22 protein-coding genes are annotated in these 23938 nt (G+C 69.8%); 9 read left to right on the top strand and 13 right to left on the bottom strand.

Annotated elements, in window-relative coordinates; translation table 11 throughout:
- Positions 1-48 precede the first annotated feature (48 nt).
- The 4 genes from H0X90_RS31705 to gtdA all read right to left on the bottom strand — a co-directional run bounded on the left by H0X90_RS31705 (position 49) and on the right by gtdA (position 3795).
- Positions 49-1257, bottom strand: a complete 1209-nt coding sequence (locus H0X90_RS31705; protein WP_034202470.1) for a 3-hydroxybenzoate 6-monooxygenase — start codon at positions 1255-1257, stop codon at positions 49-51.
- 32 nt (positions 1258-1289) lie between these two features.
- A complete protein-coding gene (maiA, locus tag H0X90_RS31710) occupies positions 1290-1931 on the bottom strand; it encodes a maleylacetoacetate isomerase (protein WP_077190346.1) in 642 nt (213 codons plus the stop codon).
- Between the two features lie 34 nt (positions 1932-1965).
- On the bottom strand, positions 1966-2664 hold the full coding sequence (locus tag H0X90_RS31715) for a fumarylacetoacetate hydrolase family protein (RefSeq protein ID WP_006488722.1): 699 nt from the start codon (positions 2662-2664) through the stop codon (positions 1966-1968).
- 87 nt (positions 2665-2751) lie between these two features.
- Positions 2752-3795: a gentisate 1,2-dioxygenase gene (gene gtdA / locus H0X90_RS31720; RefSeq protein WP_077190345.1), complete on the bottom strand. Its 1044-nt coding sequence runs from the start codon at positions 3793-3795 to the stop codon at positions 2752-2754.
- Between the two features lie 166 nt (positions 3796-3961).
- Between gtdA and H0X90_RS31725 the strand changes: the two genes are divergently transcribed.
- Positions 3962-4906, top strand: a complete 945-nt coding sequence (locus H0X90_RS31725; RefSeq protein ID WP_006495053.1) for a LysR substrate-binding domain-containing protein — start codon at positions 3962-3964, stop codon at positions 4904-4906.
- A gap of 50 nt (positions 4907-4956) precedes the next feature.
- On the opposite strand, the gene H0X90_RS31730 is transcribed toward H0X90_RS31725, so the two are convergent.
- The 4 genes from H0X90_RS31730 to H0X90_RS31745 all read right to left on the bottom strand — a co-directional run bounded on the left by H0X90_RS31730 (position 4957) and on the right by H0X90_RS31745 (position 8793).
- Positions 4957-6225: an FAD/NAD(P)-binding oxidoreductase gene (locus H0X90_RS31730; RefSeq protein WP_077190344.1), complete on the bottom strand. Its 1269-nt coding sequence runs from the start codon at positions 6223-6225 to the stop codon at positions 4957-4959.
- Complete coding sequence (locus tag H0X90_RS31735; protein WP_006495055.1) at positions 6222-6455, bottom strand: 2Fe-2S iron-sulfur cluster-binding protein; 234 nt, start codon at positions 6453-6455, stop codon at positions 6222-6224. Before H0X90_RS31735 ends, H0X90_RS31730 begins: the two co-directional genes overlap by 4 nt.
- Positions 6456-6736: 281 nt before the next feature.
- Entirely contained in the window at positions 6737-7864 is a 1128-nt protein-coding gene (locus H0X90_RS31740) for an FAD-binding oxidoreductase (RefSeq protein ID WP_006495056.1), read from the bottom strand.
- Positions 7861-8793 carry a 4-hydroxyproline epimerase gene (locus H0X90_RS31745; protein ID WP_069352286.1) on the bottom strand — a complete coding sequence of 311 codons (933 nt, stop codon included), beginning with the start codon at positions 8791-8793 and terminating at the stop codon, positions 7861-7863. The genes H0X90_RS31740 and H0X90_RS31745 overlap by 4 nt, the downstream gene beginning before the upstream one ends.
- Positions 8794-9044: 251 nt before the next feature.
- Between H0X90_RS31745 and H0X90_RS31750 the strand changes: the two genes are divergently transcribed.
- From H0X90_RS31750 to ilvD, 5 genes are all read left to right on the top strand, one after another.
- Positions 9045-9965, top strand: coding sequence for a dihydrodipicolinate synthase family protein (locus H0X90_RS31750; RefSeq protein ID WP_006484863.1), 921 nt, complete (start codon positions 9045-9047; stop codon positions 9963-9965).
- A 226-nt stretch (positions 9966-10191) separates the two neighbouring features.
- Positions 10192-11817, top strand: a complete 1626-nt coding sequence (locus H0X90_RS31755) for an APC family permease (RefSeq protein WP_059723214.1) — start codon at positions 10192-10194, stop codon at positions 11815-11817.
- A gap of 70 nt (positions 11818-11887) precedes the next feature.
- Positions 11888-13480, top strand: coding sequence for an aldehyde dehydrogenase (NADP(+)) (locus tag H0X90_RS31760; RefSeq protein ID WP_077190342.1), 1593 nt, complete (start codon positions 11888-11890; stop codon positions 13478-13480).
- On the top strand, positions 13473-14495 hold the full coding sequence (locus tag H0X90_RS31765) for an Ldh family oxidoreductase (protein WP_006495060.1): 1023 nt from the start codon (positions 13473-13475) through the stop codon (positions 14493-14495). Before H0X90_RS31760 ends, H0X90_RS31765 begins: the two co-directional genes overlap by 8 nt.
- A gap of 303 nt (positions 14496-14798) precedes the next feature.
- A complete protein-coding gene (ilvD, locus tag H0X90_RS31770) occupies positions 14799-16658 on the top strand; it encodes a dihydroxy-acid dehydratase (RefSeq protein ID WP_012493271.1) in 1860 nt (619 codons plus the stop codon).
- A 119-nt stretch (positions 16659-16777) separates the two neighbouring features.
- Here the strand turns inward: ilvD and H0X90_RS31775 are convergent, their stop codons facing one another.
- Both H0X90_RS31775 and H0X90_RS31780 read right to left on the bottom strand, forming a co-directional pair.
- Complete coding sequence (locus H0X90_RS31775) at positions 16778-17641, bottom strand: SH3 domain-containing protein (protein ID WP_006495062.1); 864 nt, start codon at positions 17639-17641, stop codon at positions 16778-16780.
- A gap of 33 nt (positions 17642-17674) precedes the next feature.
- On the bottom strand, positions 17675-18058 hold the full coding sequence (locus H0X90_RS31780; protein WP_077190341.1) for a hypothetical protein: 384 nt from the start codon (positions 18056-18058) through the stop codon (positions 17675-17677).
- Positions 18059-18355: 297 nt separating this feature from the next.
- Between H0X90_RS31780 and H0X90_RS31785 the strand changes: the two genes are divergently transcribed.
- Positions 18356-19882, top strand: coding sequence for a sigma-70 family RNA polymerase sigma factor (locus H0X90_RS31785; protein WP_077190340.1), 1527 nt, complete (start codon positions 18356-18358; stop codon positions 19880-19882).
- Between the two features lie 182 nt (positions 19883-20064).
- Entirely contained in the window at positions 20065-20946 is an 882-nt protein-coding gene (locus H0X90_RS31790) for a helix-hairpin-helix domain-containing protein (RefSeq protein ID WP_006484679.1), read from the top strand.
- 154 nt (positions 20947-21100) lie between these two features.
- On the opposite strand, the gene H0X90_RS31795 is transcribed toward H0X90_RS31790, so the two are convergent.
- A complete protein-coding gene (locus H0X90_RS31795; protein WP_006484694.1) occupies positions 21101-21529 on the bottom strand; it encodes a helix-turn-helix domain-containing protein in 429 nt (142 codons plus the stop codon).
- Between the two features lie 139 nt (positions 21530-21668).
- Here H0X90_RS31795 and H0X90_RS31800 point away from each other — a divergent pair, with 139 nt between their 5' ends.
- Positions 21669-22166, top strand: coding sequence for a DUF2938 domain-containing protein (locus H0X90_RS31800; RefSeq protein WP_006484703.1), 498 nt, complete (start codon positions 21669-21671; stop codon positions 22164-22166).
- A gap of 56 nt (positions 22167-22222) precedes the next feature.
- On the opposite strand, the gene H0X90_RS36275 is transcribed toward H0X90_RS31800, so the two are convergent.
- Positions 22223-23293: a tetratricopeptide repeat protein gene (locus H0X90_RS36275; RefSeq protein ID WP_077190339.1), complete on the bottom strand. Its 1071-nt coding sequence runs from the start codon at positions 23291-23293 to the stop codon at positions 22223-22225.
- A gap of 57 nt (positions 23294-23350) precedes the next feature.
- Positions 23351-23791 carry a MarR family winged helix-turn-helix transcriptional regulator gene (locus H0X90_RS31810; RefSeq protein WP_006484698.1) on the bottom strand — a complete coding sequence of 147 codons (441 nt, stop codon included), beginning with the start codon at positions 23789-23791 and terminating at the stop codon, positions 23351-23353.
- Positions 23792-23938 lie beyond the last annotated feature (147 nt).

The following is a 23938-nucleotide window of genomic DNA, read 5'->3' on the forward strand; positions in this document are numbered from 1 at the left end:
CGTCTGTCGTTGAAATGCGCGCCGCCGGAATCGGGCTGAACGGGTGCGCTATGCGGCCGTCTTCAGGCAATCCTCCGCACGCCAGCCGTGCAGCCAGTCGAGCGCGTCGTAGAACTGCGCGTCGGTGCGCCCGACCCACAGCCCGTTGCGCACTTGCCGCTCGACGCCCTTCGCGTGGTAGATCCGCCCCATCTCGCGCGCCGAATACAGCACGCGTGCGGTGCGCGGAATCCGCACGCGTTCGTACAGCGCGAACGCGGCCTCGAAATCGCCGTCGGTCTGCGCAACGGCCGCGCCGAGCGTCACCGCGTCCTCGAGCGCCTGGCACGCGCCCTGCGCGATGTATTGCGTCATCGGATGCGCGGCGTCGCCGAGCACCGTCGCGCGGCCCGCGCTCCAGCGCTCGACCGGATCGCGGTCGGCGGTCGCCCAGCGCTTCCATGACGTCGGCCGGTCGAGCATCTGTTTCGGCAGCGGATGGATGCCGTCGAAGTACGACAGCACTTCTTCCTTGCTGCCGTCGCGCACGCCCCAGGTCTCCTGCTCGCGGCTGTGGAACGTGACGACCAGGTTGTACTGGCGCCCGCCGCGCAGCGGATAGTGAACCAGATGGCAATGCGGGCCGGCCCATACGACCGGCGCATTGATCTGCAAATCCTTCGGCATGTTGTCGACCTCGACCACCGCGCGATACACGACATGGCCCGTCACGCGATGCGCATCGCCGATCAGCGCCTGACGGATCGCGGATTTCACGCCGTCGCAGCCGATCACCGCGTCGGCACGATAGCGTTCGCCGTGCTGGTCGATCACGGTCACGCCGTTGCCGTCCTGCTCGAACCCGCACACCTGCGTGCTCGTCCGGAATTCGATCAGCGGGTGATCCTTGACCGCCTCGTAGATCGACAGGTGAATGTCCGCGCGATGAATCACCGCATACGGATTGCCGAAACGGTCGCGATACGCGGCGCCCGTATCGATGCGCGCGACCTCGCGTGCATCGATCGCATCCATCAGTTGCAGCCAGTCGGTCAACACCGCGCGACCGCGCGCCGCCTCGCCGACACCCAGCGCATCGAGCGCGTTGAACGCGTTCGCGGCGAGCTGGATGCCCGCACCGATCTCGCCGATCCGTTCGGCCTGCTCGAGCAGCTTCACGCGAATGCCCTGACGCGCGAGCGCCAGCGCCGTCGCGAGCCCGCCGATACCGCCGCCGATCACGAGTACGCGCCGGCCGTTGTTGATTGTCTCGCCCATGTTCGTCTCCTGCGTCTATGACGCGATTCGTATTACGCGACGTAGTCCGGTTGCCGCTGCGGTTGCGCGGCCTCGAACGCCGGTTCGTGCCGCGCGTGCTCGACCACCGCGAGGCAGCGCGGATACGCGCTCAGGTCGCAATCCATCCGCAACGCGTTCGCGACCTGCGGCACCAGGCACACGTCGGCCAGCGTCGGCGCATCGCCGAAACACCACGGGCCCGCGTTCGCGCGGGCCAGCAGCCGCTCGACGCCGGCCATTCCTTCCGCGACCCAGTGCCGGTACCACGCACTCCTCTGTTGCGGCGTGACCTTCAGCTCGCTGTCGAGATAGCGCAGCACGCGCAGGTTGTTGACCGGATGGATGTCGCACGCGATCAGCGCGGCGAGTTCCAGCACGCGCGCCCGGCGCCGAGGTTCGAGCGGAATCAGCCGAGGCGTCGGCTGGATCTGGTCGAGGTAATCGAGGATCGCGAGCGACTGGCCGAGACGGAAATCGCCGTCGGTCAGCGCCGGCACCGCGGCCGACGGGTTCACCTGCGCGATGTAATCGGCGTCGCGATGCTCGCCGGTGCGGATGTTCACCGGCAGCGTGTCGTACGGCAGCCCTTTCAGCGCGAGCGCGATGCGCACCCGGTAGGAAGTCGAACTGTTGAAGAAGCTATGCAGTTGCACGATGTGACCTTTCGAGGAAAGCGACGAACGGGCGTCAGACCACACGCACGGTCAGCTCGCCGAGACGCTCGACGCCGACCTTCATCACGTCGCCCGCGACCACCGGCCCGACCCCTTCGGGCGTGCCGGTAAAGATCACGTCGCCCGGTTCGAGGCGGAAGAACTTCGACAGGTCGGCCACCGTTTCCGCGACCGACCAGATCAGGTGCGACACGTCGCTCTTCTGCCTGGTCGCGCCGTTGACGGTCAGCCACAGGCCGCCCTGCTCGACATGTCCGACGTCGCTCGCCCGATGCACGGGCCCGAGCGGCGCCGAACGGTCGAACGCCTTGCCGATTTCCCACGGCCGCCCCATCTCGCGCATCTTCATCTGCAGGTCGCGGCGCGTCATGTCGAGGCCCACCGCATAGCCCCACACGTGGTCGAGCGCGCGTTCGAGCGGAATGTCCGAACCGCCCTTGCCGATCACCGCGACGAGTTCGGCTTCGTAGTGATAGTTCTGCGTCTGCGACGGATACGCGAGATCGAGCGTCTCGCCGTACGCCACCGGCACGATCGAATCGGCGGGCTTGCAGAAGAAGAACGGCGGCTCGCGATCGGGATCGAAGCCCATCTCGCGCGCATGGGCCGCGTAGTTGCGGCCGACGCAATAGACGCGGCGAACCGCAAATCGGGCATCGCTGCCGGCAACGGGCAGCGCTACCGGCGCTTCGGGCGGGAATACGAAAGTCATGAACGGCTCCAGCGTAGACATGAATGAAGGGGCGCGCGCCGCGACTTCGGCGGCGCGCGGAAAACGGATCGTGGACGGCCGCCGGCGTCAGTCGCGCGCTTCACGCAGCAGGTTCAGCGCGGACAGCACGGGCCGGTCGGAATAGCTGAACAGCACGCTGTCGGACGACGCCGAGAGCCGCACCGGCGCCCACGACGGCGCGACGAAGATGTCGTGCGGCGCGAACGCGAACGTCTGGTCGCCGATCAGCGCGGCGCCGCTGCCTTCGACGACGCAATAGATCGTCGCGTCGGTGCTGCGATACGTGCGGCCGTCGAAGCCCGCGGGCAGGAACTGCATGAAGGTGGCGATGGTCGGCATCGGCCAGCCGCCCGTCGCGGGGTTCACGTAGCGCAGCTTCACGCCGTCCCACGCATCGAGTTCGCCGTTCCGGTACAGCGCGTCGAGCGCCTCGCGGCTGCGCGCATACGGATAGCTGAACACCGGCGACGTCGGATCGCTCACGCGATGCCGCACCGGCACCATGTTGTGACCGAAGCGCGCGAAGCTGTCGCCTTCCGGACGATTCACCGGCTGCACGGCTTCCGGGAAGTTCTCCGCGAAACCGGCGTCGAGGTGCGCGAGCAGCGGGATGTCGAGGCCGTCGAGCCACACGACCGGCTCGCCGCCGTCTTCCACCGACGGATTGCCGTGGTCGTGCCACGCCCACGACGGCGTGATGATGAAGTCGCCCGGATGCATCGTCGTGCGCTCGCCGTTCACGGCCGTCCACGCGCCGCGCCCTTCGACGATGAAACGCAGCGCCGACTGCGTATGACGGTGGCTCGGCGCGATCTCGCCCGGCAGGATCAGCTGCAGCCCCGCGTACAGGCTCGGCGTCATGCTCGACTTGCCCGGCAGCCCCGGGTTCTCCAGCACCAGCACGCGACGCACCGCTTCTTCGGCGCTGATCACGCTGCCGGCCTGCATCACGAGGTCGCGCACCTGTGCGTACTTCCAGATCGCGGCCTGCGCGGCCGGCTGCGGCGAGGTCGGCACGAGGTTGTGCAGCGATTCCCACAGCGGCGCCAGGCGCTGCTCGGCGATTCGTGCGTAGTAAGCGGCGCGCGTCGCGTCCGGATGAGTCGTCATGATGTCTCCTGCGGGTCGGCCGATCGGGTCGGCGCTATGTCTGTCGGGTGGGGACCGTGCGGCAGTCCGTCAGCAGATTTATATTCGACGCAGACATACCCGGTAAAATGGTCAAATCATCTAATCCATATATTTCTGGATATACCTACCTGCAACGAGGCATGCAATGGACTGGACCCACCGGCTGCGGCTGCGGCATCTGCAGGTACTGTTGAGCCTGGCCGGCACCGGCAATCTGAGCCAGTCGGCGGTCGCGCTCGCGACCACGCAGCCGGCGCTGTCGAAGTGGCTGAAGGAGCTGGAAGAGGATGTCGGGTTGCCGCTGTTCGAGCGGCATGCGCGCGGGCTGCGGCCGACGCCTTACGGCGAAGCGCTGATCGAGCACGCGCGCCGCGTCGAAGCGCAGCTCGACATCGCGCGCGACGACATGGCCGCGTTGCGCGAAGGCGGCAGCGGCCTCGTGACGATCGGCACGTCGGGCGTCGCGGCGGCCGACACGGTGCCGTTCGCGGTGTCGCAGTTGCTGAAACGCATGCCGCGCGCGCAGGTGCGGCTCACCGAAAGCACGATGAACCAGCTGATGCCGCAGCTCGCGCGCAGCGAACTCGATATCGTCGTCGGCCGTTCGGGTTCGACGTCCGTCGATCCGCTGCTGCATGCCGAAGCGTTGTACGTCGATCCGGTCGTGTTCGTCGCGCGGCCCGACCACGCACTCGCCGGCGCGACGTCGCTCGGCTGGGACGACGTGCTCGCCTATCCGTGGATCGTGTGGCCGGCGGGTACGCCCGTCCACAATGCGCTGGAAGCCGCGCTGCACGCCGCCGGCCGCGTGCAGCCGCCGCACTGCGTCGAATCGAATTCGTCGATTCTCAACCTCACGCTGCTGAACAACACCGACCTGCTCGGCGTCGCATCGCACCGCGCCGCGCGGCGCTTCGCGCAACTGAACGCGATCCGCATCCTGCCGATGGAACTCGAGGGCCAGGGCGCGGTATCGATGTACTGGCACCCCGACAGCGCGAACCGCGCGGCCGTGGCCGCGACGATCGAGTGCCTGCGCGCCTGTGCGGCGCCGCAGGTTGGCGGATGGGAGAAAGTGAAGGTGGAATGAAAGGCGCGGCCCGGCGCGAACCGGACCGCTTCACCGCGACGCCGCACGCATCATGCGCCGTCGCAGGGCCCCGTACCGTCGAGCATCAGCGTGCCGACCCGCGCGGGCACGAGCGGCGTGCGCGGCGCCGGCGGCGTCCAGCCGAACAGCGTCTGTGCGGCTGCACCGCACACGCGGCCCTGGCACGCGCCCATCCCGCAACGCGACTGCAGTTTGGCGGCCGTCCAGCCCGGTTCCCGCGCGACCGCATCGAACCGCACGTCTTCGCAACGACACAGCAGCGTGTCGGGCCGCGCGAGCCGGCGGATCGGCTCCCGGATCGCGAAGCGCTCGCGTACGGCCTCCGCGAAAGCCTGCCAGTGCGCGCGCCGCGCGACCCGCGCGGCCAGTCGTGCAGTCTGCCCGGTCGCTGCGTACCCGGCGATTTCGCCTTCGACCATCGCCAACTCACTGCCGCCGCCCCCCGTGCACTCCCCGGCCGCGAAATACCCGTCGCGGCTCGTGCGCTGGTGTGCGTCGACCGCCACCGCGCCGTGCTCGATCCGGCAGCCGAGATGACGCGGCAGCACGGTATTCGGCACGAGGCCGAAGCCGCACGCGAGCCGGTCGCAGTCGACGTCGAATTCGCGATCGCCCTGGCGAATCCGCACGCGTTCGAGCCGCTGGTCGCCGAATGCCTCGACGACGTACGCAGCCGGCCGATAAGCAGCCGTGACGAGCTTCGCGGCCTGCGCGAGCTTCGACGGCCAGCGCCACAGCCCCGCGCCGAAGCCAGCGACGTCGCCCCATGCGGCCTGTTCGAGCACGTGCGACACGCGTGCGCCGGCCTGCCGGGCCGTCGCCGCGCTCGCCAGCAGCAGCGGCCCGCTGCCCGCGATCACCGTGCGCTGCCCGCGCACGTCGAGCCCGTACTTGATCAGCGCCTGCAAGCCGCCGGCGCCGGTCACGCCCGGCAGCGTCCAGCCCGGAAACGGCAGCAGCAGCTCGCGCGCGCCGCAGCAGAGAATCAGCGTCCGGAAATCGAGCAGCAGCCCGCGTTCGTCGTCTTCGAGCAGCAGCGTGCCCGGCTGCGTTTCGGCGACGATGCGCGTCGCCGCGAGATGCGTGACGTTCGGCTGCCGCAGCACGGCCAGGCGTTCGGCGGCGGCCGGCGTCGGTGCGGACGCTGCCGGCTGCCGCCAGATCTGCCCGCCCGCGCGCGGGTTGTCGTCGACGATCGCAACCGTCGCGCCGCTGCGCGCGGCGGCTCGTGCGGCCGACAGCCCGGCCGGGCCCGCGCCGACGATCGCGACGTCGACGCTCAATCGTTCCTGATTCATCGCGTGCGCTCCACCTGCATGCCGTCGCGGCACAGCGTCTGACACGCCAGCCGGCGCCGGCCGTCGATCGTCATCCGGCATTCCTGGCAGATGCCCATTCCGCAAAACGGCGCACGCGTCGCCCCCGTGCACGACACGCGCGTCATGTCGTCGCCGCTCGCCGCAACGGCGGCCGCGACGGTCGCGCCGTCGGCCACCGTCAGCGCGCGGCCGTCCAGATGAATGATCATGTCAGCCTCCGCCGGGCCGCCCCAAGGAGGCTGACCGCCCCCGCGGGGGGCAGCGAACAAAGTGAGCGTGGGGGTCGTTTCATCTCAGCCTCCACCGGGCCGCCGCAAGGGCGTAGCAGGGAATTCGCAGCGCATCGCTCTGCGCCTGCGTAGCCGGCCGGCTTTGCAAAGCCGGCCGTGGGCGGCTGACGGCCCGCGCCGGGGGCGCCTTGCATGGACCGGCGTAAGCGCTGAAGCGCCAACGCCGGCCGACGGCGAACGAAGTAAGCGTGGGGGTCGTTTCATGTCAGCGCTCCAGCTACGGGGGACGCGGTCAGGAAGCGTCCCGGCAAATACGGTTCGATCTCGATGGGCGGCCGCTCGCCGGCCATCAGCGCGGCGACGAGCCGCGCGCTGCCCGGCGCGGTCGTCACGCCGAGCCCTTCGTGCCCGACCGCGAGCCATACGCCCGGCCGCGCCGGATGCTCGCCAAGCAGCGGCAGGCCGTCGGGACTCGCGGAGCGAAAGCCGGTCCAGGCGCGGATGCCGTTCAGGTCGGCCAGCGCCGGCAGATAGCCGACCGCGCGGCGCAGCATGCGCGCGAGCACGGGCGGCTCGACCTGCGCGTCCTCGGTGTCGAACTGGCGCGACGAGCCGATCAGCAACTGACCGGTCGGCCGCGGCTGCACGTTGAACGCGACCGACGTGCCGTCGCTCGCGTGCGCGCTCGCCGCATAGCCCAGCTCGACGAGCTGGTGCGACACGTGGCCCGGATAGCGGTCGGTAATCAGCAGATGCCCCTTTTTCGGGCGCAGCGGCAGTTCGGGCAGCAGCGTACGCGCCGCGACGCCGTTCGCGACCACCACGCGCTCCGCGCGCAGCACGTCGCCGCTCGCGAGCGTCACGCTCGGGCCATCGACCGCGACGGCCCGCTCGCGGCGCACCGTGACGCGCGGCGCGCGCTGCAGCAGCCAGTTCGCGGTGACGGGCGCGTAGAGAATCGCGTCGCCCGGAATCTTCAGCGCGCCGCCGAGGCCCGCGCGCAGCATCGGCTCCAGTTGCGCGAGCGCCGCCGCGTCGATCAGCTCGCCGGCCACGCCGTGCGCGGCGAGCGTCGCCTGCTTCGCGCGCGCCAGATCCATCTCGTGCGCATCGGCCGCGAGCCACAGCGTGCCGCAGTTGCGGTATGCGCAGCCGTCGGGCATCTCGCCGCTCAACGCGCGCCACAGTTCGATCGAGTAATGGCTCAGCGCGAGCTCCGCCGCGTTGTCGTCCATCGCGACGAGGTGTCCCATGCCCGCGCCGGTCGCGCCGCCGCTCGCGTCGTCGACGACGAGCACGCGCAGCCCGCGCTGCGCGAGTTCGTGCGCGCACGCCGCGCCGACGATGCCGGCGCCGATCACGACGACGTCGGTCTTCGTTTCGCTCACGACCCGATGCCCCAGCCGAACGGATCGTCTTCCTCGATCAGCAGCGTCGCTTCCGCGCTCAGGTGCGCGCTGCCGCGAATCGTCGGCACGATGCCGCCGTCGGCCCGCTCGTAGCTCGCGTGAAACACGCTGCCGATCACGCTCGCCTGTCGCCACACGGCGCCCGGCGCGAGCTTGCCGTCGGCCGCGAGGCACGCGAGCTTCGCGCTCGTGCCGGTACCGCACGGCGAACGGTCGTACGCGAGGCCCGGGCACAGCACGAAGCTGCGGCTGTCGTGCTCGGGATCGTCGGCGAACAGCTCGATGTGATCGATCTCGCCGCCGTTCGCGCCGGTGATGCCCGCGCGTTCCAGCCCTTCGCGCACGGCCGACGTATACGCGGTGAGCGCCGCGACGTTGTCGCCGGCGACGCGCTGCCCGTGGTCGCTGATCAGGAAGAACCAGTTGCCGCCCCACGCGATGTCGCCCTTCACGGGGCCGTATCCCGGCACGTCGAGCGCGACGCCCTGCGCGTGGCGATACGCGGGCACGTTGCGCACGCTGACCGACAGGTCGTCGTGCAGCGTCGCCTCGACGGTGCCGACCGGCGTCTCGATCCTGTGCACGCCCGGCGCGATGCGTCCCATGTGATGCAGCGTGCGCACGACGCCGATCGTGCCGTGCCCGCACATCCCGAGATAGCCGCTATTGTTGAAGAAGATCACGCCGGCTGCCGCGTCGGGCGCTACCGGGTCGCACAGCAGCGCGCCGACCAGCACGTCGCTGCCGCGCGGCTCGAGGATGCACGCGGTGCGGTAACGATCGTGCTCGCGCGCGAGCACGTCGCGCCGCTCGGCCATCGTGCCGTCGCCGAGCGACGGAAAGCCGGACACGACGAGCCGAGTGGGTTCGCCGCCCGTGTGCGAATCGATGATCTGGATGCGCTTCATCATGAGCCGTCCGAAGTGGGGAAAGGAGCATAGCTTCCTCCGTCGCGCGTCCGTCCGCTTGTGGCTTTTCGATGAGGACGACGACGAAATCGGCATAGTGCGATGCGCCCCTCCCGCCCCTGCCGGCCGCTGTGCCGATTTCGTCATTTTGCTCCGCGATACGACTCAAGCGTGATGGGCGTTTGCGCGGCGATACTGGTTGCCACACCGACACACCCGTCGGCCGACCGATACGAACGTAGGAGATTTCAGTGAGCCGAAACGCCATTCAGTGGACCGGGGTTTTCCCGGCCGTCAGCACCCAGTTCAAGCCGGACTTTTCCCTCGACATCGACGCCACGCACCGCGTGGTCAAGAACCTGGTGAACGACGGCGTGTCGGGCCTCGTGGTCTGCGGCACGGTCGGCGAAAACACGTCGCTGTCGACGAGCGAGAAGCTGCAGGTCATCGAGGCCGCACGCGACGCGGCCGGCGGCAAGATTCCGGTGATCGCCGGCATCGCCGAATTCACGACCGAATTCGCGCGCAACACGGTGCGCGAAGCGCAGCGCGTCGGCGTCGACGGCGTGATGGTGATGCCCGCGCTCGTCTACTCGGCGAAGCCGCACGAAACCGCCGCGCACTTCCGCGCGGTCGCGACGAGCACCGACCTGCCGGTGATGGTCTACAACAACCCGCCGATCTACAAGAACGACGTGACGCCCGACGTGCTGATCGCGTTGCAGGATTGCGAGAACATCGTCTGCTTCAAGGATTCGTCGGGCGATACGCGCCGCTTCATCGACCTGCGCAATGCGGTCGGCGATCGCTTCGTGCTGTTCGCGGGCCTCGACGACGTCGTGGTCGAGAGCATCGCGGTCGGCGCGGAAGGCTGGGTGTCGGGCATGTCGAACGCGTTCCCGAAGGAAGGCGAGACGCTGTTCCGCCTCGCGAAGCAGAAGCGCTTCGACGAAGCGCTCGCGCTGTATCGCTGGTTCATGCCGCTGCTGCACCTCGACGCACGCCCCGACCTCGTGCAGTGCATCAAGCTGTGCGAAGAGCTGGTCGGCCGCGGCAGCGCGATCACGCGCCCGCCGCGCCTCGCGCTGCAAGGCGACACGCTCGCGGAAGTGAAGGCCATCGTCGCGAAGGCGCTCGAAACGCGCCCGGCGCTGCCCGACGTCGGTCTCTGATCGACGCCCCTGCGGCGGCGCGCGGGCTTGCCCCTGTTCGTCGCCGTCCGCGGTCCGGCATGGCCTGCGGGCCCGTTCACCGGCGGCGCCAGCCCGCGCCGCCGGTGAACGGGTCGCGGCCCGCCCCGGTCGTTCGAACCGGGCGACGCCGGCCGGCAGGCGTGCGCGCTGCTCCGTCGGAGCGCGCCACGCGCGCCTGCACCGACATTCCCCAGGAGACAAGCCCATGCCAGGCCAAGGCAACGCACACCCGTCTGTCCCGCTTTCCCGTTCCGCGCACCCCGGCGCGGGTCACGGCAAGTTCAAGAAACAGCTGTCGCTGACCGATCTCACGTTCATCGGTCTCGGCGCCATTTTCGGTTCGGGGTGGCTGTTCGCCGCGAGTCACGTGTCAACGATCGCGGGCCCGGCCGGCATCTTCTCGTGGCTGCTCGGCGGCTTCGCGGTGCTGCTGCTCGGCATCGTCTACTGCGAACTCGGCGCCGCGCTGCCGCGCGCGGGCGGCGTGGTGCGCTACCCGGTGTTCTCGCACGGCCCGCTGCTCGGCTACCTGATGGGCTTCATCACGCTGATCGCGTTCTCGAGCCTGATCGCGATCGAAGTCGTCGCCGCGCGCCAGTACGCGGCCGCATGGTTTCCGGGGCTGACGGTCGAAGGATCGAGCGACCCCACCACGCTCGGCTGGCTCGTGCAGGCCGCGCTGCTCTGCTTCTTCTTTTACCTGAACTATTCGAGCGTGAAGACGTTCGCGAAGGCGAACAACATCATCAGCATCTTCAAGTTCATCGTGCCGCTGTCGGTGATCGCGGTGCTGTTCACGTTCTTCAAGCCCGCGAACCTGACCGTGCGCGGCTTCGCGCCGTTCGGCATGCCGGGCATCGAGATGGCCGTGTCGGCCGGCGGCATCATTTTCGCGTATCTCGGGCTCACGCCGATCGTGTCGGTCGCGAGCGAGGTGCGCAATCCGCAGCGCACGATCCCGATCGCGCTGATCCTGTCGATCCTGCTGTCGACGCTGATCTACGTGCTGCTGCAACTCGCGTTCATCGGCAGCATCCCGACGGCCATGCTCGCCGCCGGCTGGCACGACGTGAGCAAGGCGTTCTCGCTGCCGTACCGCGACATCGCCCTCGCGCTCGGCGTCGGCTGGCTCGCGGTGATGGTCGTCGCCGACGCGATGATCTCGCCGAGCGGCTGCGGCAACATCTACATGAACGCGACGCCGCGCGTGGTCTACGGCTGGGCGAAGACGGGCACCTTCTTCAAGGTGTTCACGCGCGTCGACGAAGCGTCGGGCATCCCGCGCGCGGGCCTGTGGCTCACGTTCGGCCTCGCGATCTTCTGGACGCTGCCGTTCCCGTCGTGGGAAGCGCTGATCAACATCGTGTCGGCCGCGCTGGTGCTCAGCTATGCGGTCGCCCCGGTGTCGGTCGCCGCGCTGCGCCGCACCGCGCCCGACCTGCCGCGGCCGTTCCGCGCCAGCGCGTTCGGCCTCACCGGCCCCGCGTCGTTCGTGATCGCCGCGTTGATCGTCTACTGGTCGGGCTGGAGCACGGTGTCCTGGCTGCTCGGCCTGCAGATCGTGATGTTCGCGATCTATCTCGCGTGCCGCCGCTGGGTGCCGACCGCGCACCTGAGCCTCGCCGAGCAGGTGCGTTCGTCCGCGTGGCTGATCGCGTTCTATGCGGCGATGATCGTGCTGTCGTATCTCGGCGGCTTCGGCGGCACGGGCCGGCTCGCGCATCCGTACGACACGGTCGTCGTCGCGGCCGTCGCGCTCGTCATCTACTACTGGGGCGCAAACACCGGCGTGCGCACCGACAAGCTGCAACTCGACGACGACGAGGATTGACGCGCGCGCCCTTCTCCCTTCCAGCGGCCGGGCGCAGCACGCCCGGCCCGGCTTTTTTCCGAGGAAAACCATGCAACTCACAGGTCAGCTCCTGATCGGCCAGTCGGCCGTCGCCGGACAGAACGGCACTCTCCATGCGATCGCCGCTGCCACCGGTGAACCGCTCGAACCGGCGTTCGGCGGCGCGAGCCTGCACGATCTGGAAACGGCGTGCGCACTCGCCGACGACGCGTTCGACACCTATCGCGAAACGTCGCTCGACGCACGCGCCGCGTTCCTCGACGCGATCGGCCGCCACATCATGGCGCTCGGCGACGACCTGATCGAGCGCTGCGTCGTCGAAACGGGGCTGCCGCGCGCGCGCATCGAAGGCGAACGCGGCCGCACGGTCGGCCAGCTCGCGCTGTTCGCGTCGCTCGTGCGGGACGGCGGTTTTCTCGACGCCCGCATCGACCCGGCGCGCCCCGAACGCAAGCCGCTGCCGCGCGTCGACCTGCGCCTGCGCAACGTCGCGGTCGGGCCGGTGGCCGTGTTCGGCGCGTCGAACTTCCCGCTCGCGTTCTCGGTGGCCGGCGGCGACACGGCGTCGGCGCTCGCGGCCGGCTGCCCGGTGATCGTCAAGGCGCATTCCGCGCATCCGGGCACGTCGGAACTCGTCGGTCGCGCGATCCAGCAGGCCGCGCGCGAATGCGGGATGCCGGCCGGCGTGTTCTCGCTGCTGTTCGACGCATCGCGCGAGATCGGCCAGGCGCTCGTCGCCGATCCGCGCATCAAGGCGGTCGGCTTCACCGGGTCGCGTCGCGGCGGCGTCGCGCTGATGCATATCGCGGCTGCGCGCCCCGAGCCGATCCCCGTCTATGCGGAAATGAGCTCGATCAACCCGGTGCTGCTGTGTCCCGCCGCGCTCGACGCACGTCACGATGCGATCGCGCCGCAGTTCGTCGCGTCGCTCACGCTCGGCGCCGGCCAGTTCTGCACGAACCCGGGCCTCGTGCTGGCGGTCGACGGCCCCGCGCTGCGCGCGTTCGAAGCCGCAGCGGCCGACGCCGTGCGCGCCGTCGCCGCCCAGACGATGCTGACACCGCCCATCCATGCGAGCTACGCGCAAGGCGTCGCGGCGCTGCGCGATCACTCGGCCGTCGCGCTGCTGGCCGAAGGCGTCGAAGGCGGCCGCCATCAGGCGCGCGCGGCGCTGCTCGCAACCTCTGCGGACGCATTCATCGCCCACCCCGAATTGCGCGACGAAGTGTTCGGTCCCGCGTCGCTGATCGTGCGCTGCCCGGACACCGACACGCTGCATCGTGTGCTGAAATCGCTCGAAGGCCAGTTGACGATCGCCGCACACATCGCCGACGGCGACGCGGCGCTGTTCGCCGCGCTGCGTCCGACGCTCGAACGCAAGGCCGGCCGCATTCTCGTCAACGGCTTCGGCACGGGCGTCGAGGTCGGCCATGCGATGGTGCACGGCGGTCCGTTCCCGGCGACGTCCGACACGCGCACGACGTCCGTCGGCGCGCGCGCGATCGAGCGCTTCCTGCGGCCCGTGTCGTACCAGGACGTGCCGGACGCGCTGCTGCCGGACGCGATCCGCAGCAGCAATCCGCTGCACGTGCCGCAACGCATCGACGGCGTGCCCGCCCCGCGCGAGGTGAACCATGGCTGACCACACCACCGAAGTCGTCCTGTCGCTCGATGAAGTCCACGCGCTCGCGTTGCGCGTGCTGACGCACCACGGGATGTCCGACGCGCATGCGCGCGCCATCGCGAACGTGATCACGCAGGGCCAGCGCGACGAATGCCATTCGCACGGCGTGTACCGGCTGCTCGTCTGCGTGCGGTCGCTGAAGAAAGGCAAGGTCGATCCGCAAGCCGTGCCGACGCTGCGCCGGCTGTCGTCGTCGATCGTCGCGGTCGATGCGCATCGCGGCTTCTCGCTGCTGAGCTTCGAGACCGGGCTGCCCGTGCTGGTCGAGATGGCGAAGCAGCACGGCATCGCCGCGATGGCGATCAACCACTGCTATCACTTCTCCGCGCTGTGGCCCGAGGTCGAGGCGATCGCGGCCGAAGGGCTGGTCGGCATCGCGATGAACCCGAGCCACAGCTGGGTCGCGCCGGAAGGCGGCCGCGAACCGGTGTTCGGCACCAACCCGATCGCGTTCGCGTGGCCGCGCCCGGGCGGCGAGCCGTTCGTGTTCGATTTCGCGACGAGCGCGATCGCGCGCGGCGACATCGAGCTGCACGCGAAGCAAGGCAAGGCGATTCCGTCGCACTGGGCGATCGACGCGGACGGTCAGCCGACCACCGACCCGAAGGCCGCGCTGCAAGGCGCGATGCGCACGTTCGGCGGCCACAAGGGTTCGGCGCTCGCGGCGATGGTCGAGCTGCTCGGCGGCGCGCTGATCGGCGACATGACGAGCCGGGAATCGATGGACTTCGACGAGGGCGTCGGCGCGACGCCGTGCCACGGCGAACTCGTGATCGCGTTCGATCCGAAGGTATTTCTCGGCGACGAGCTCGACACGGGGCTCGCGCGCGGCGAGCGGATGTTCGAATCGATCGTCGCGCAGGGCGCGCGGCTGCCGTCGCAACGACGCTTCGACGCCCGCGCGCGCAGCATCGCGAACGGCGTGCGGATTCCGAAGCCGCTGTACGACGAGATCCTGACGCTGCTCGACTGACGCACGCTCGAGCGGCACGGCGCGGCTTCATCGTCGGCAGGACGGGCGAGGAAGCCGCCGTCCGGCTGCGCTGAAGATGGCCTGCGTCCCGTTTCGGGCCCGGCGCGCTTGGCGCACGCGGCCGCTGCCCGGCTCACGCCCCCGCCGCCCGCCCGCTTCCGCCGGCGCCGCAGGCCCGTCGGCTGTGGGATAATCGCGGAGTTTGCCCAGGGCGCAGCTCAAGAGGTTGTTCGCACGGGCGCGAGAGAGGCCTTTATTCCCGTGCCTCCACCCTTTTCCCGCGATATTTCTTCAGCCATCACCATGCCCACTTACCGCTCCAAAACCTCTACCGCCGGCCGCAACATGGCAGGTGCGCGCTCGCTGTGGCGCGCCACCGGCATGAAAGACGACGATTTCTCGAAGCCGATCATCGCGGTCGTCAACTCGTTCACGCAATTCGTGCCCGGGCACGTGCACCTGAAGGATCTTGGCCAGCTCGTCGCGCGCGAGATCGAGGCCGCCGGCGGCGTCGCGAAGGAATTCAACACGATCGCGGTCGACGACGGCATCGCGATGGGCCACGACGGCATGCTGTACTCGCTGCCGAGCCGCGACATCATCGCCGACTCGGTCGAATACATGGTGAACGCGCACTGCGCGGACGCGATGGTGTGCATCTCGAACTGCGACAAGATCACGCCGGGGATGCTGATGGCCGCGATGCGCCTCAACATTCCGGTGATCTTCGTGTCGGGCGGCCCGATGGAAGCCGGCAAGACGCGCCTCGCGAACCCGGTCACCAAGACCGTCGAACTGAAGAAGCTCGACCTCGTCGACGCGATGGTGATCGCGGCCGACCAGTCGTATTCGGACGCCGACGTCGCCGAAGTCGAACGCTCGGCCTGCCCCACCTGCGGCTCGTGCTCGGGCATGTTCACCGCGAACTCGATGAACTGCCTGACCGAAGCGCTCGGCCTGTCGCTGCCCGGCAACGGCACGGTGGTCGCCACGCACGCCGATCGCGAACAGTTGTTCAAGCGCGCGGGCCGCCGCATCGTCGAACTGACGCGCCAGCACTACGAGCAGGACGACGAACGCGTGCTGCCGCGCTCGGTCGGCTTCAAGGCGTTCGAGAACGCGATGACGCTCGACATCGCGATGGGCGGCTCGACCAACACGATCCTGCACCTGCTCGCGATCGCGCAGGAAGCCGGCATCGACTTCACGATGAAGGACATCGACCGCCTGTCGCGCACCGTACCGCAGCTGTGCAAGGTCGCGCCGAACACGAACAAGTACCACATCGAGGACGTCCACCGCGCAGGCGGCATCATGGCGATCCTCGGCGAGCTCGAGCGCGCCGGCAAGCTGCACACCGACGTGCCGACCGTCCACGCGCCGACGCTGAAGGACGCGCTCGACCAATGGGACATCGTCCTCACGCAGGACGACGCGGTCCGCACGTTCTACCTGGCGGGCCCGGCCGGCATCCCGACGCAGGTCGCGTTCAGCCAGAACACGCGCTGGCCGAGCCTCGATCTCGACCGCGCCGAAGGCTGCATCCGCTCGTACGAGCATGCGTTCTCGAAGGAAGGCGGCCTCGCGGTGCTGACGGGCAACATCGCGCTCGACGGCTGCGTCGTGAAGACGGCCGGCGTCGACGAGAGCATCCTCGTGTTCGAAGGCTCCGCTCACGTGACCGAATCGCAGGACGAAGCGGTCGAGAACATCCTGAACGACAAGGTCAAGGCCGGCGACGTGGTGATCGTGCGCTACGAAGGCCCGAAGGGCGGCCCGGGCATGCAGGAAATGCTCTACCCGACCAGCTACATCAAGTCGAAGGGGCTCGGCAAAGCGTGCGCGCTGCTGACGGACGGCCGGTTCTCGGGCGGTACGTCGGGCCTGTCGATCGGCCACTGCTCGCCGGAAGCGGCAGCGGGCGGCGCGATCGGCCTCGTGCGCGACGGCGACCGGATCCGCATCGACATTCCGAACCGCACGATCGACGTGCTGGTGTCGGACGAGGAACTGGCGCGCCGCCGCGAAGAGCAGAACGCGAAGGGCTGGAAGCCGGCGCAACCGCGTCCGCGCAAGGTGTCCGCCGCGCTGAAGGCGTACGCGAAGCTGGTCATGTCGGCCGACAAGGGCGCCGTGCGCGATCTGTCGCTGCTCGACGACTGACGACGCATGCGACGGGCGACCGGTGGCGTCTTGCCCCGCCGCGCTTGCCCAGTCAAAAAGCCGCTCTCCGGAGCGGCTTTTTTTCGTCTGGCGCCGGAAAATCCGCGGCACCGACGCCATCAGTGACGGAGTTCGTCGGGACCGCCACCTCCACCGCCGCCGTGGTTGCCGCCGCCGTTTCCGCCGCCTTGCGGCCGCGCATAACCGCCGCCACCCCAGCCGCCCTGGCGCGCGGGCTGAGGCATCGTGCGGCCCTCGCCGCCCGGTGCGGGCGACGGGTGCAGCACGGCCGGCGGCGGATTGGCCGGACGCGCATTGCCCGCTCCGCCCGGCATCGGCGTCGGCGCCGCCGGGCTGGCCGGGCGCGCATTACCCATCCCGCCCGGCATCGGTGTGGGCGCCGGTGTCGGCGCAGCCGGCGGCGGCACGCGGTTCGCGCCATTCCAGCCGCCACGCGTGGCCGACGGCCGCGTGTCATGCACGGGCGGCGAGCCGCCCGGCGCGACCTGCAGCGGCGCGCCCGGTTGCGGACGCCCTTGCGCCGGCGGCATGCCGCCGGGGCCGAGCCTCGGCTCCGCACGATGCGCCCAACGATCGCGGTCGGGATACCACGGGCGATGCCGGTAATAGCGATCCCAGTACGCGCCGATCGCGAACCCGGTCACCGGCACGCCGATGATCGCGCCGTATTCGAGCAGCGGCACGTAGCTGCCCTGGTACGGATAGTCGAGCAACTGCGCATCGATCCAGCCGCGCACGCCCGGCAGGGCGACGTCGCACCACGTGTAGTCGCTCAGGCAACCGAAGACGTCGAGCGCGGTGCCGGGCGGAATCTGCGCGACCACCGGATAATCGGGCGCCGGCCCGGCAAACAGCTCGGCCGGCGAATTCGTGTAAGCGCTGCTCTGCGCATCGGCGACGCCCGGCGCGGCCGCGAGGCCGGCCAGGACGACGCACAGACTTCGGACAATCGTGTTCCTCATGATGCTCTCCCGCGCAACGTCGCCGCGCGCCGGTCAGTGCCGATGGCCGCCGCCCCAGTGGCCGCCGCCCCACGGCCGATGCCAGTACCCGCCGCGGCCGCCCCAGTAGCCGCCACCCCAGCGGCCCCAGAAGCCGATCGTCACGGGCGGCCCGTACCAGCCGGAGTAGTACGCCGGGTAAGCGTACGGATACGGCGGCGGCACGTAGGCCGGCGCGACATACACGGGCACTGCCGGGCCGGCGTCGACTTCTGCCTGGGGCACGGTCGACGTGGCCGGAATCTCGCGCTGCGTCACCGTGGCGGGCACCGGCGCGTAATAAGGTGCATAACCGTACGGGCTCGTGTAGTAGCAGCCGCCAAGCGCCAGGGCGGCCAGCGCGACGACGGCGGGCCTCGCGGCGGAAATCGGGTTCATCTCGTACTCCGGCAGAATCCGCGCGTCGCCGCCGGGCGCGCGCCTGACTCTAGCTTACGTCCCCTGCAGATTTCCGCGCGTATGATCCGTTACTTTTTGTTTCCTGCCCTGGACGGCAGGGCGGGCACGCCGCGTGCTGGCCCGTCCGCGGCGCCGGCGTTGAAGTTGGCGCAAATGCCCTCAACTTGAACGATGTCGGCTGACCGGCGCGGACGGGCGTCCGCGACCCACCGGCAACCGCAAACCGGCGAGCTTCGGCCCGCCCCGGACAGGAACGCGGCTCGCGCCGCCATCGACATGACTACGCCACGCCCCACTCCCCGGGCGGACACACCGCTCGATCCGATCATCCAGCTGCTGGCGCTCGCCGGCGAGCAGGGTTATCTGACGCACGCCGACCTCGTCGACGCGCTGCCGCCCGAAAGCGACAGCCCCGACGCGCTCGATGTCGTGCGCGCCGCGCTGGCCGACATCGGCATCGCGGTACTCGACGAGCCGGCCGTGCCCGCGCCGTTCGCCGGCGCGGCGCCGGTCGAGGTCGACCGCGACGCGCTCGACGAAGGCCGGGCCATGCTCGGCGACCTCGCGCGCGGCACGAGCGCGTCGACCGATCCGCTCGCGCTCTACATGCGGCGCATGCACGCGGTGCCGCTGCTCACGCGCGAAGGCGAAATCGTGCTCGCCCGCGAGATCGAGACGGGCCGCCATCAGGTGCTGCACGCGATCGCCGGCTATCCGCCCGCGGTCGACGCGCTGCTCGAGCGTCATCGCGCGACGGGCACGACCGGCTCGCCCGATGACGACGACGCCGACGCGCCCGTGCCCGCCCGCTACGACACGCTGCAGGCAGCGGCGTCGGCGCTGCGCGAGGCAGTGCATGCGCATGGCAGCCGTTCGGCCGAATACCGCGACGCACGCAACCACGTGGCCGCGCTGCTCGGTTCGCTCGCGTGGGTCGCGCCGGCCGTCGACGACGCGAGCCGTGTCGTGCGCGCGCTCGCGGCCGCCCCGCATGATCCGTCGGCAGGCGACGCGGCGTGCTTCGACGCGGTTGCACGGCGCGCGCTTGCTGCCGCGCTGAGCGACGGCCAGCAGAAGGTGCGCGACGCGACGCGGGCGATGCTCGAGGCGAACCTGCGGCTCGTGCTGTCGATCGCGCGCAAGTACCTGAACCGCGGCGTCGACCTGTCCGACCTCGTGCAGGACGGCTGCCTCGGCCTGATGCGCGCGATCGAGAAATTCGAATACCGGCGCGGGTTCAAGTTCTCGACCTATGCGACCTGGTGGATTCGCCAGGCGATCGCGCGCGCGGTCGCGGATCGCTCGCGTACGATCCGCGTGCCGGTGCACGTCGGCGACCAGTACCAGCGCGTGCAGCGGCATGCGCTGCGCTTTCGGCAGCGCACGGGCCGCCGCGCCACGCCGGCCGAGCTCGCGGCCGAAACCGGCCTCGCCGAAGACAAGCTGCGCGCGGTGCTCGCGCTGCCCGCCGAGCCGGTCTCGCTCGACACGCCGCTGCCGGACGCGGACACTGGCCTCGTGGAACTGATCGAGGACCAGGCATCGGCCAGCCCGTTCGAGCAACTGGCCGACACGCGCATGCGCGACTGCGTGCGGTCGCTGCTGCGGTCGGTCACGCCGACCGAGGCCGACGTGCTGCGCCGGCGGTTCGGCCTCGGCGGCGCCGAGCCCGACACCTACGACGCGATCGCGCAGGATGCGGGGATGTCGCGCGAGCGCGTGCGACAGATCGAGAAACGGGCGCTCGCCGCGCTGCGCACGGCCGCCGAGGCCGAGAACGCGCAGTCGTTTCTCGACGCGTAACCGCATCGCGTGCGGTGCACGGTCATGCCGCGTTCCGGCACGACCGTGCGCTGCGTGCCTGTGTTACGTTTGCCATTGACGCGCATCAAGTTTTCTTCATCGCGCGTCGCGACAATGATTGACAGCCGACCGGCGCATCGCTCGCCGCGTCCATTCCGTTTGTGCTTTCCGGGTCCCTTGCCATGCAGTCGACCGTCAGCCAGACGTACGAGGAAAACCGGCTTGTCGCGGCCTGCCTGCGCGAGGCCGCGCAATGGCTCGTCGACCAGGGTGCGAACCCGTACCGGGTCGCCGCTTACCGCGCCGCGGCCGATACGGCCGACGCGCTCGACCGCGACATCCGCAGCGTATTCGACGCCGGCGGCGTCGAGGCGCTCGGCGCGCTGCCCGACATCGGCACGGGCGTCGCGCAGGCGATCGCCGAGCTGCTGGTCACGGGACGCTGGCGCCAGCTCGACCGCTTGCGCGGCGACGCCGAACGCGTGTCCGCATTCGAAGCGGTGCCGGGCATCGGCCACGCGCTCGCGCTGCGCATTCATGACGCGCTGCACATCGACACGCTGGAGGAGCTCGAACGCGCGGCCCGCAACGGCCAGCTCGAAACGATCGCGGGCGTCGGCCCGCGGCGCGCGGTCGGCATCCGCGCCGCGCTCGACGACGTGCTGAGCCGGCGCCGCCGCTGGCAAGGCCACATGCAAAGCGCCGGCCCCGGCACGGAACCGCCCGTCGAACTGCTGCTTTACATCGATCGCCAGTACCGCAACAAGGCGGCCGCCGGCGTACTGCCGACGCTCGCGCACCGGCGCCTGAACGCGGACGGTTACGTGCCGCCGCCGGTGATGCACATGACGAAAGGCGGCTGGCATTTCACGGTGCTGAGCCAGCATGCCGCAATGCGTACGCCGGAAGCCGGCCGCCCGACCGACTGGGTCTCGCTCTATTTCTACGACGCGGTGCAATGCGAGCACCAGCGCACCGTGTTCACCGAAACGTACGGCGCGCTCGTCGGCAAGCGGATCGTGCGCGGGCGCGAGATGGAATGCCGCGTGTATTACGCGGGATGAGTCGGGCGTCGGCGGCGCTTCGCTGACGTCGAAGGCGGCACGGACCGGCAGCGCCGTCTCGCGATTCGGCACGTACGTCGAACCCGCCACGTCACCACGTCACCGCCCTTCCGTCGCATGGCTACCGAACCGCCCGCCTCGCGCAGGCTCGCCGCTACGCGGCGCCTTCCGCCTTCGCACGGCGCGCCGGATGACGATGCGCGGCAATGCGCAACAGCTTCTGGAACGACGGGCATTCGAGATGGTTCGCCGCCGGGCACACGGCCGCATGCCGCAGCGCATCGCGCACCGCACCGAGACGGCGGATCGTGCGGTCGAGCTCGTCCGCCTTGCCGTCGAGCTTCGCGCGGTCGATCGCGGGCCGCCCCTGCGCGCCGACCATCGCGAGGATGTCGTCGAGGGAAAAACCGGCCTCCCGACCGAGCGCGATCAGCGCCAGGCGCTCCAGCACCGATTCGTCGTATTGCCGCCGCAGCCCGTGCCGGCCGATCGGAACGATCAGCCCTTTTTCCTCGTAGTAGCGCAGCGTCGATGCGGGCAATCCCGTGCGCCGCGCGACGTCCGCAATGTCCAGTCGGCCCATGCTTGACCTCAAGTTCACTTGAAGTTGCAAGATAGTCGCTCGACTCCATAAAGACAAGCCGGACCGCCATGAAACCGTTGAACCCGCGTCGCATTCCGCCGTGCCGCATCGCCGTCATCGCTCGCTGCGGAGGTGCGCGATGAGCCCGTCCGACGTCCTGCTCAAGCTGCTGTTGATCGGCGCGGGCGCCACGCTCCTGATGGACCTGTGGACGCTGTTCCGACGGCGTGCGTTCGGCATTCCGTCGCTCGACTACGCGCTGGTCGGCCGCTGGCTCGGCCACATGACGCACGGCCGGTTCCGCCATGCGTCGATCAGCACCGCTGCCCCAGTGGCCGGCGAACGCGCGCTCGGCTGGATCGCGCATTACGCGATCGGCATCGCGTTCGCGGCACTGCCCGTGCTGATCGCCGGCCCGACGTGGATCGATGCGCCGACGCCGCTCCCCGCACTCGTCGCCGGACTCGCAAGCGTGGTCGCCCCGTTCTTCGTGATGCAGCCGGCGTTCGGCTTCGGCATCGCGGCGTCACGCACGCCGCAACCGGGCGTCGCGCGCCGGCGCAGCCTCGTCACGCATCTGTCGTACGGGGTGGGGCTGTATCTCGCGGCGTACCTGCTCGCGGCGCTGACCCGTTGAGCTGCGCGCCGGCGTATCCCCAGCCGCGCCTGTCCGTCTCCAGCAAACCGACGAGATCAGCCGCCGTCGCCGCGCTGCGCCGTGTCCTCGTAGCGATCGAGCGCGTCGAGCAGGTTGCCCGGCCGGCTCATCTCGGCCCTTAGCCGGGCGGCCTTCTCGATATCGGCCGGCGCGGTGAGCTTCGCGCCCTGATCGAGGTACGCCTGAGCGCGCGTCTCGCCGGCGGCGGCAGCCAGGCCCAGCAGCGCGTTCGCGGCGATCGGATCGTGCCCGGCACCGCCACCCGAGTAGTACTGCACGCCCAGCCGGAACAGCGAGGTCGCGACACCCTGGGCCGCGGCCAGCCAATACCATTTCACCGCTTCGACGTCGTCCTGGCGCACGCCCTGCCCGCTCTCGTACATCAGCCCGAGATTGTTCTGCGCGTTCGCGTAGCCCTGCTCCGCGGCGAGTCGATACCAGTTGAATGCGTCGATGTCGCTCTGCTTCACACCGCGCCCGCTGTCGTACAGGTAGCCGAGGGCGTTCTGCGCCTGCGGATCGCCCTGGTCCGCCGCGCGTCGATACCATTTGGCGGCTTCCGCGGCATCCTGCGGCACGCCGGTCCCGGCGTCGTACATCAACCCCAGATACAGTTGCCCCCTGGGCAGGCCCTGTTCGGCCGCACGCCGGTAAAGCCGCACCGCTTCCGCACTATCCTGCGGCGCGCCTTCGCCGTGCTCGTATGCGCGACCGAGATTGCACAACGCATTGCCGTGGCCCTGTGCGGCCGCACGCCGATACCAGTTCACGGCCTCCGCCCGGCTTTGCTCGACGCCGACGCCGGTTTCGTACAGCGTACCGAGGTTGTTCTGCGAGGCCGCATCGCCCTGGTCGGCGGCCCGCCGATACCATTTCGCGGCTTCGGCGGGATTCTGCTCGACGCCGTCGCCGTGCTCGTACATCAGCGCGACGTCGAATTCGCCGTCCAGGTCGCCGCGCTTCGCCTTCTCCATCGCCGCGTCGAAGGCCGCGGGCGCATCGTCGTGCCCGAGCCAGACGATGCCGACCCCGAGGATCAGTACGACTGCGAGCGCGATCAGGATCGCAATACCGGCCTTCCGGCCGATTCGTCGGGCCTGGATCATCTCTCGGTGTTCTCTTTTTTGTGGTTGCAAGCGGTGCGCCCCGACCGGGCGCCCGCGTCATTCGCCGCCGCAGTCGATCAGGTTGCGCCGCACGCGCCCGAGCAGCCGCACCAGCGTCTCGCGCTCGTCGGGCGTGAAGCCGCGCAGGCCGTCGTCGGCGACGGTATCGCCCACTTCCAGCATCTGCGGAAAGATCTCGCGCGACTTGTCGGTCAACCGGATCACGAACGCACGGCGGTCGTCGTCGTTCGCCATGCGTTCGATCCAGCCATAGCTTTCCATCCGGTCGAGCAGCCGCGTGAGCGAGATCGGCGTGATCTCGAGCCATTCGGCGAGCCGCGCCTGGTTCATCTCGCCCTTCCACGTCAGGTACGCGAGCACGCGGCTTTGCGCCCGCGTCAGCCCGATGCGCTTCGCGCGCCGGTCGAACAGGCGCCCGTTCAGGCGCGCCACGTCGGCGATCAGGTAACCGATCCGGTTCTCGTAGGTCTTGTCCATGCGGCGATTATAGGGTCAAGCCGGAACCGGCCTGCGGCTCCCGACCTGGCGATAAGCGGCTATATAATAAGCGTGCTTATAATTTGCGCCATACCGGATCGCCGCCCACGGCGACCACCCCACGGAGACACCCGCTTGACCCCCGCC

The organism is Burkholderia sp. 9775_39, assembly GCF_015712225.1.
Classification (GTDB): Bacteria; Pseudomonadota; Gammaproteobacteria; order Burkholderiales; family Burkholderiaceae; genus Burkholderia; species Burkholderia cenocepacia.

Coding starts and splice junctions, on each gene's coding strand:
- H0X90_RS31755 (WP_059723214.1), top strand. CDS start 10,192: ATGCCAGGCCAAGGCAACGCACACCCGTCTGTCCCGCTTTCCCGTTCC.
- H0X90_RS31775 (WP_006495062.1), bottom strand. CDS start 17,641: ATGAGGAACACGATTGTCCGAAGTCTGTGCGTCGTCCTGGCCGGCCTC.
- H0X90_RS31810 (WP_006484698.1), bottom strand. CDS start 23,791: ATGGACAAGACCTACGAGAACCGGATCGGTTACCTGATCGCCGACGTG.
- H0X90_RS31790 (WP_006484679.1), top strand. CDS start 20,065: ATGCAGTCGACCGTCAGCCAGACGTACGAGGAAAACCGGCTTGTCGCG.
- gtdA (WP_077190345.1), bottom strand. CDS start 3,795: ATGACGACTCATCCGGACGCGACGCGCGCCGCTTACTACGCACGAATC.
- H0X90_RS31705 (WP_034202470.1), bottom strand. CDS start 1,257: ATGGGCGAGACAATCAACAACGGCCGGCGCGTACTCGTGATCGGCGGC.
- H0X90_RS31725 (WP_006495053.1), top strand. CDS start 3,962: ATGGACTGGACCCACCGGCTGCGGCTGCGGCATCTGCAGGTACTGTTG.
- ilvD (WP_012493271.1), top strand. CDS start 14,799: ATGCCCACTTACCGCTCCAAAACCTCTACCGCCGGCCGCAACATGGCA.
- H0X90_RS31765 (WP_006495060.1), top strand. CDS start 13,473: ATGGCTGACCACACCACCGAAGTCGTCCTGTCGCTCGATGAAGTCCAC.
- H0X90_RS31745 (WP_069352286.1), bottom strand. CDS start 8,793: ATGAAGCGCATCCAGATCATCGATTCGCACACGGGCGGCGAACCCACT.
- H0X90_RS31800 (WP_006484703.1), top strand. CDS start 21,669: ATGAGCCCGTCCGACGTCCTGCTCAAGCTGCTGTTGATCGGCGCGGGC.
- H0X90_RS36275 (WP_077190339.1), bottom strand. CDS start 23,293: ATGATCCAGGCCCGACGAATCGGCCGGAAGGCCGGTATTGCGATCCTG.
- H0X90_RS31760 (WP_077190342.1), top strand. CDS start 11,888: ATGCAACTCACAGGTCAGCTCCTGATCGGCCAGTCGGCCGTCGCCGGA.
- H0X90_RS31730 (WP_077190344.1), bottom strand. CDS start 6,225: ATGAATCAGGAACGATTGAGCGTCGACGTCGCGATCGTCGGCGCGGGC.
- H0X90_RS31795 (WP_006484694.1), bottom strand. CDS start 21,529: ATGGGCCGACTGGACATTGCGGACGTCGCGCGGCGCACGGGATTGCCC.
- H0X90_RS31780 (WP_077190341.1), bottom strand. CDS start 18,058: ATGAACCCGATTTCCGCCGCGAGGCCCGCCGTCGTCGCGCTGGCCGCC.
- H0X90_RS31785 (WP_077190340.1), top strand. CDS start 18,356: ATGACTACGCCACGCCCCACTCCCCGGGCGGACACACCGCTCGATCCG.
- H0X90_RS31735 (WP_006495055.1), bottom strand. CDS start 6,455: ATGATCATTCATCTGGACGGCCGCGCGCTGACGGTGGCCGACGGCGCG.
- H0X90_RS31715 (WP_006488722.1), bottom strand. CDS start 2,664: ATGACTTTCGTATTCCCGCCCGAAGCGCCGGTAGCGCTGCCCGTTGCC.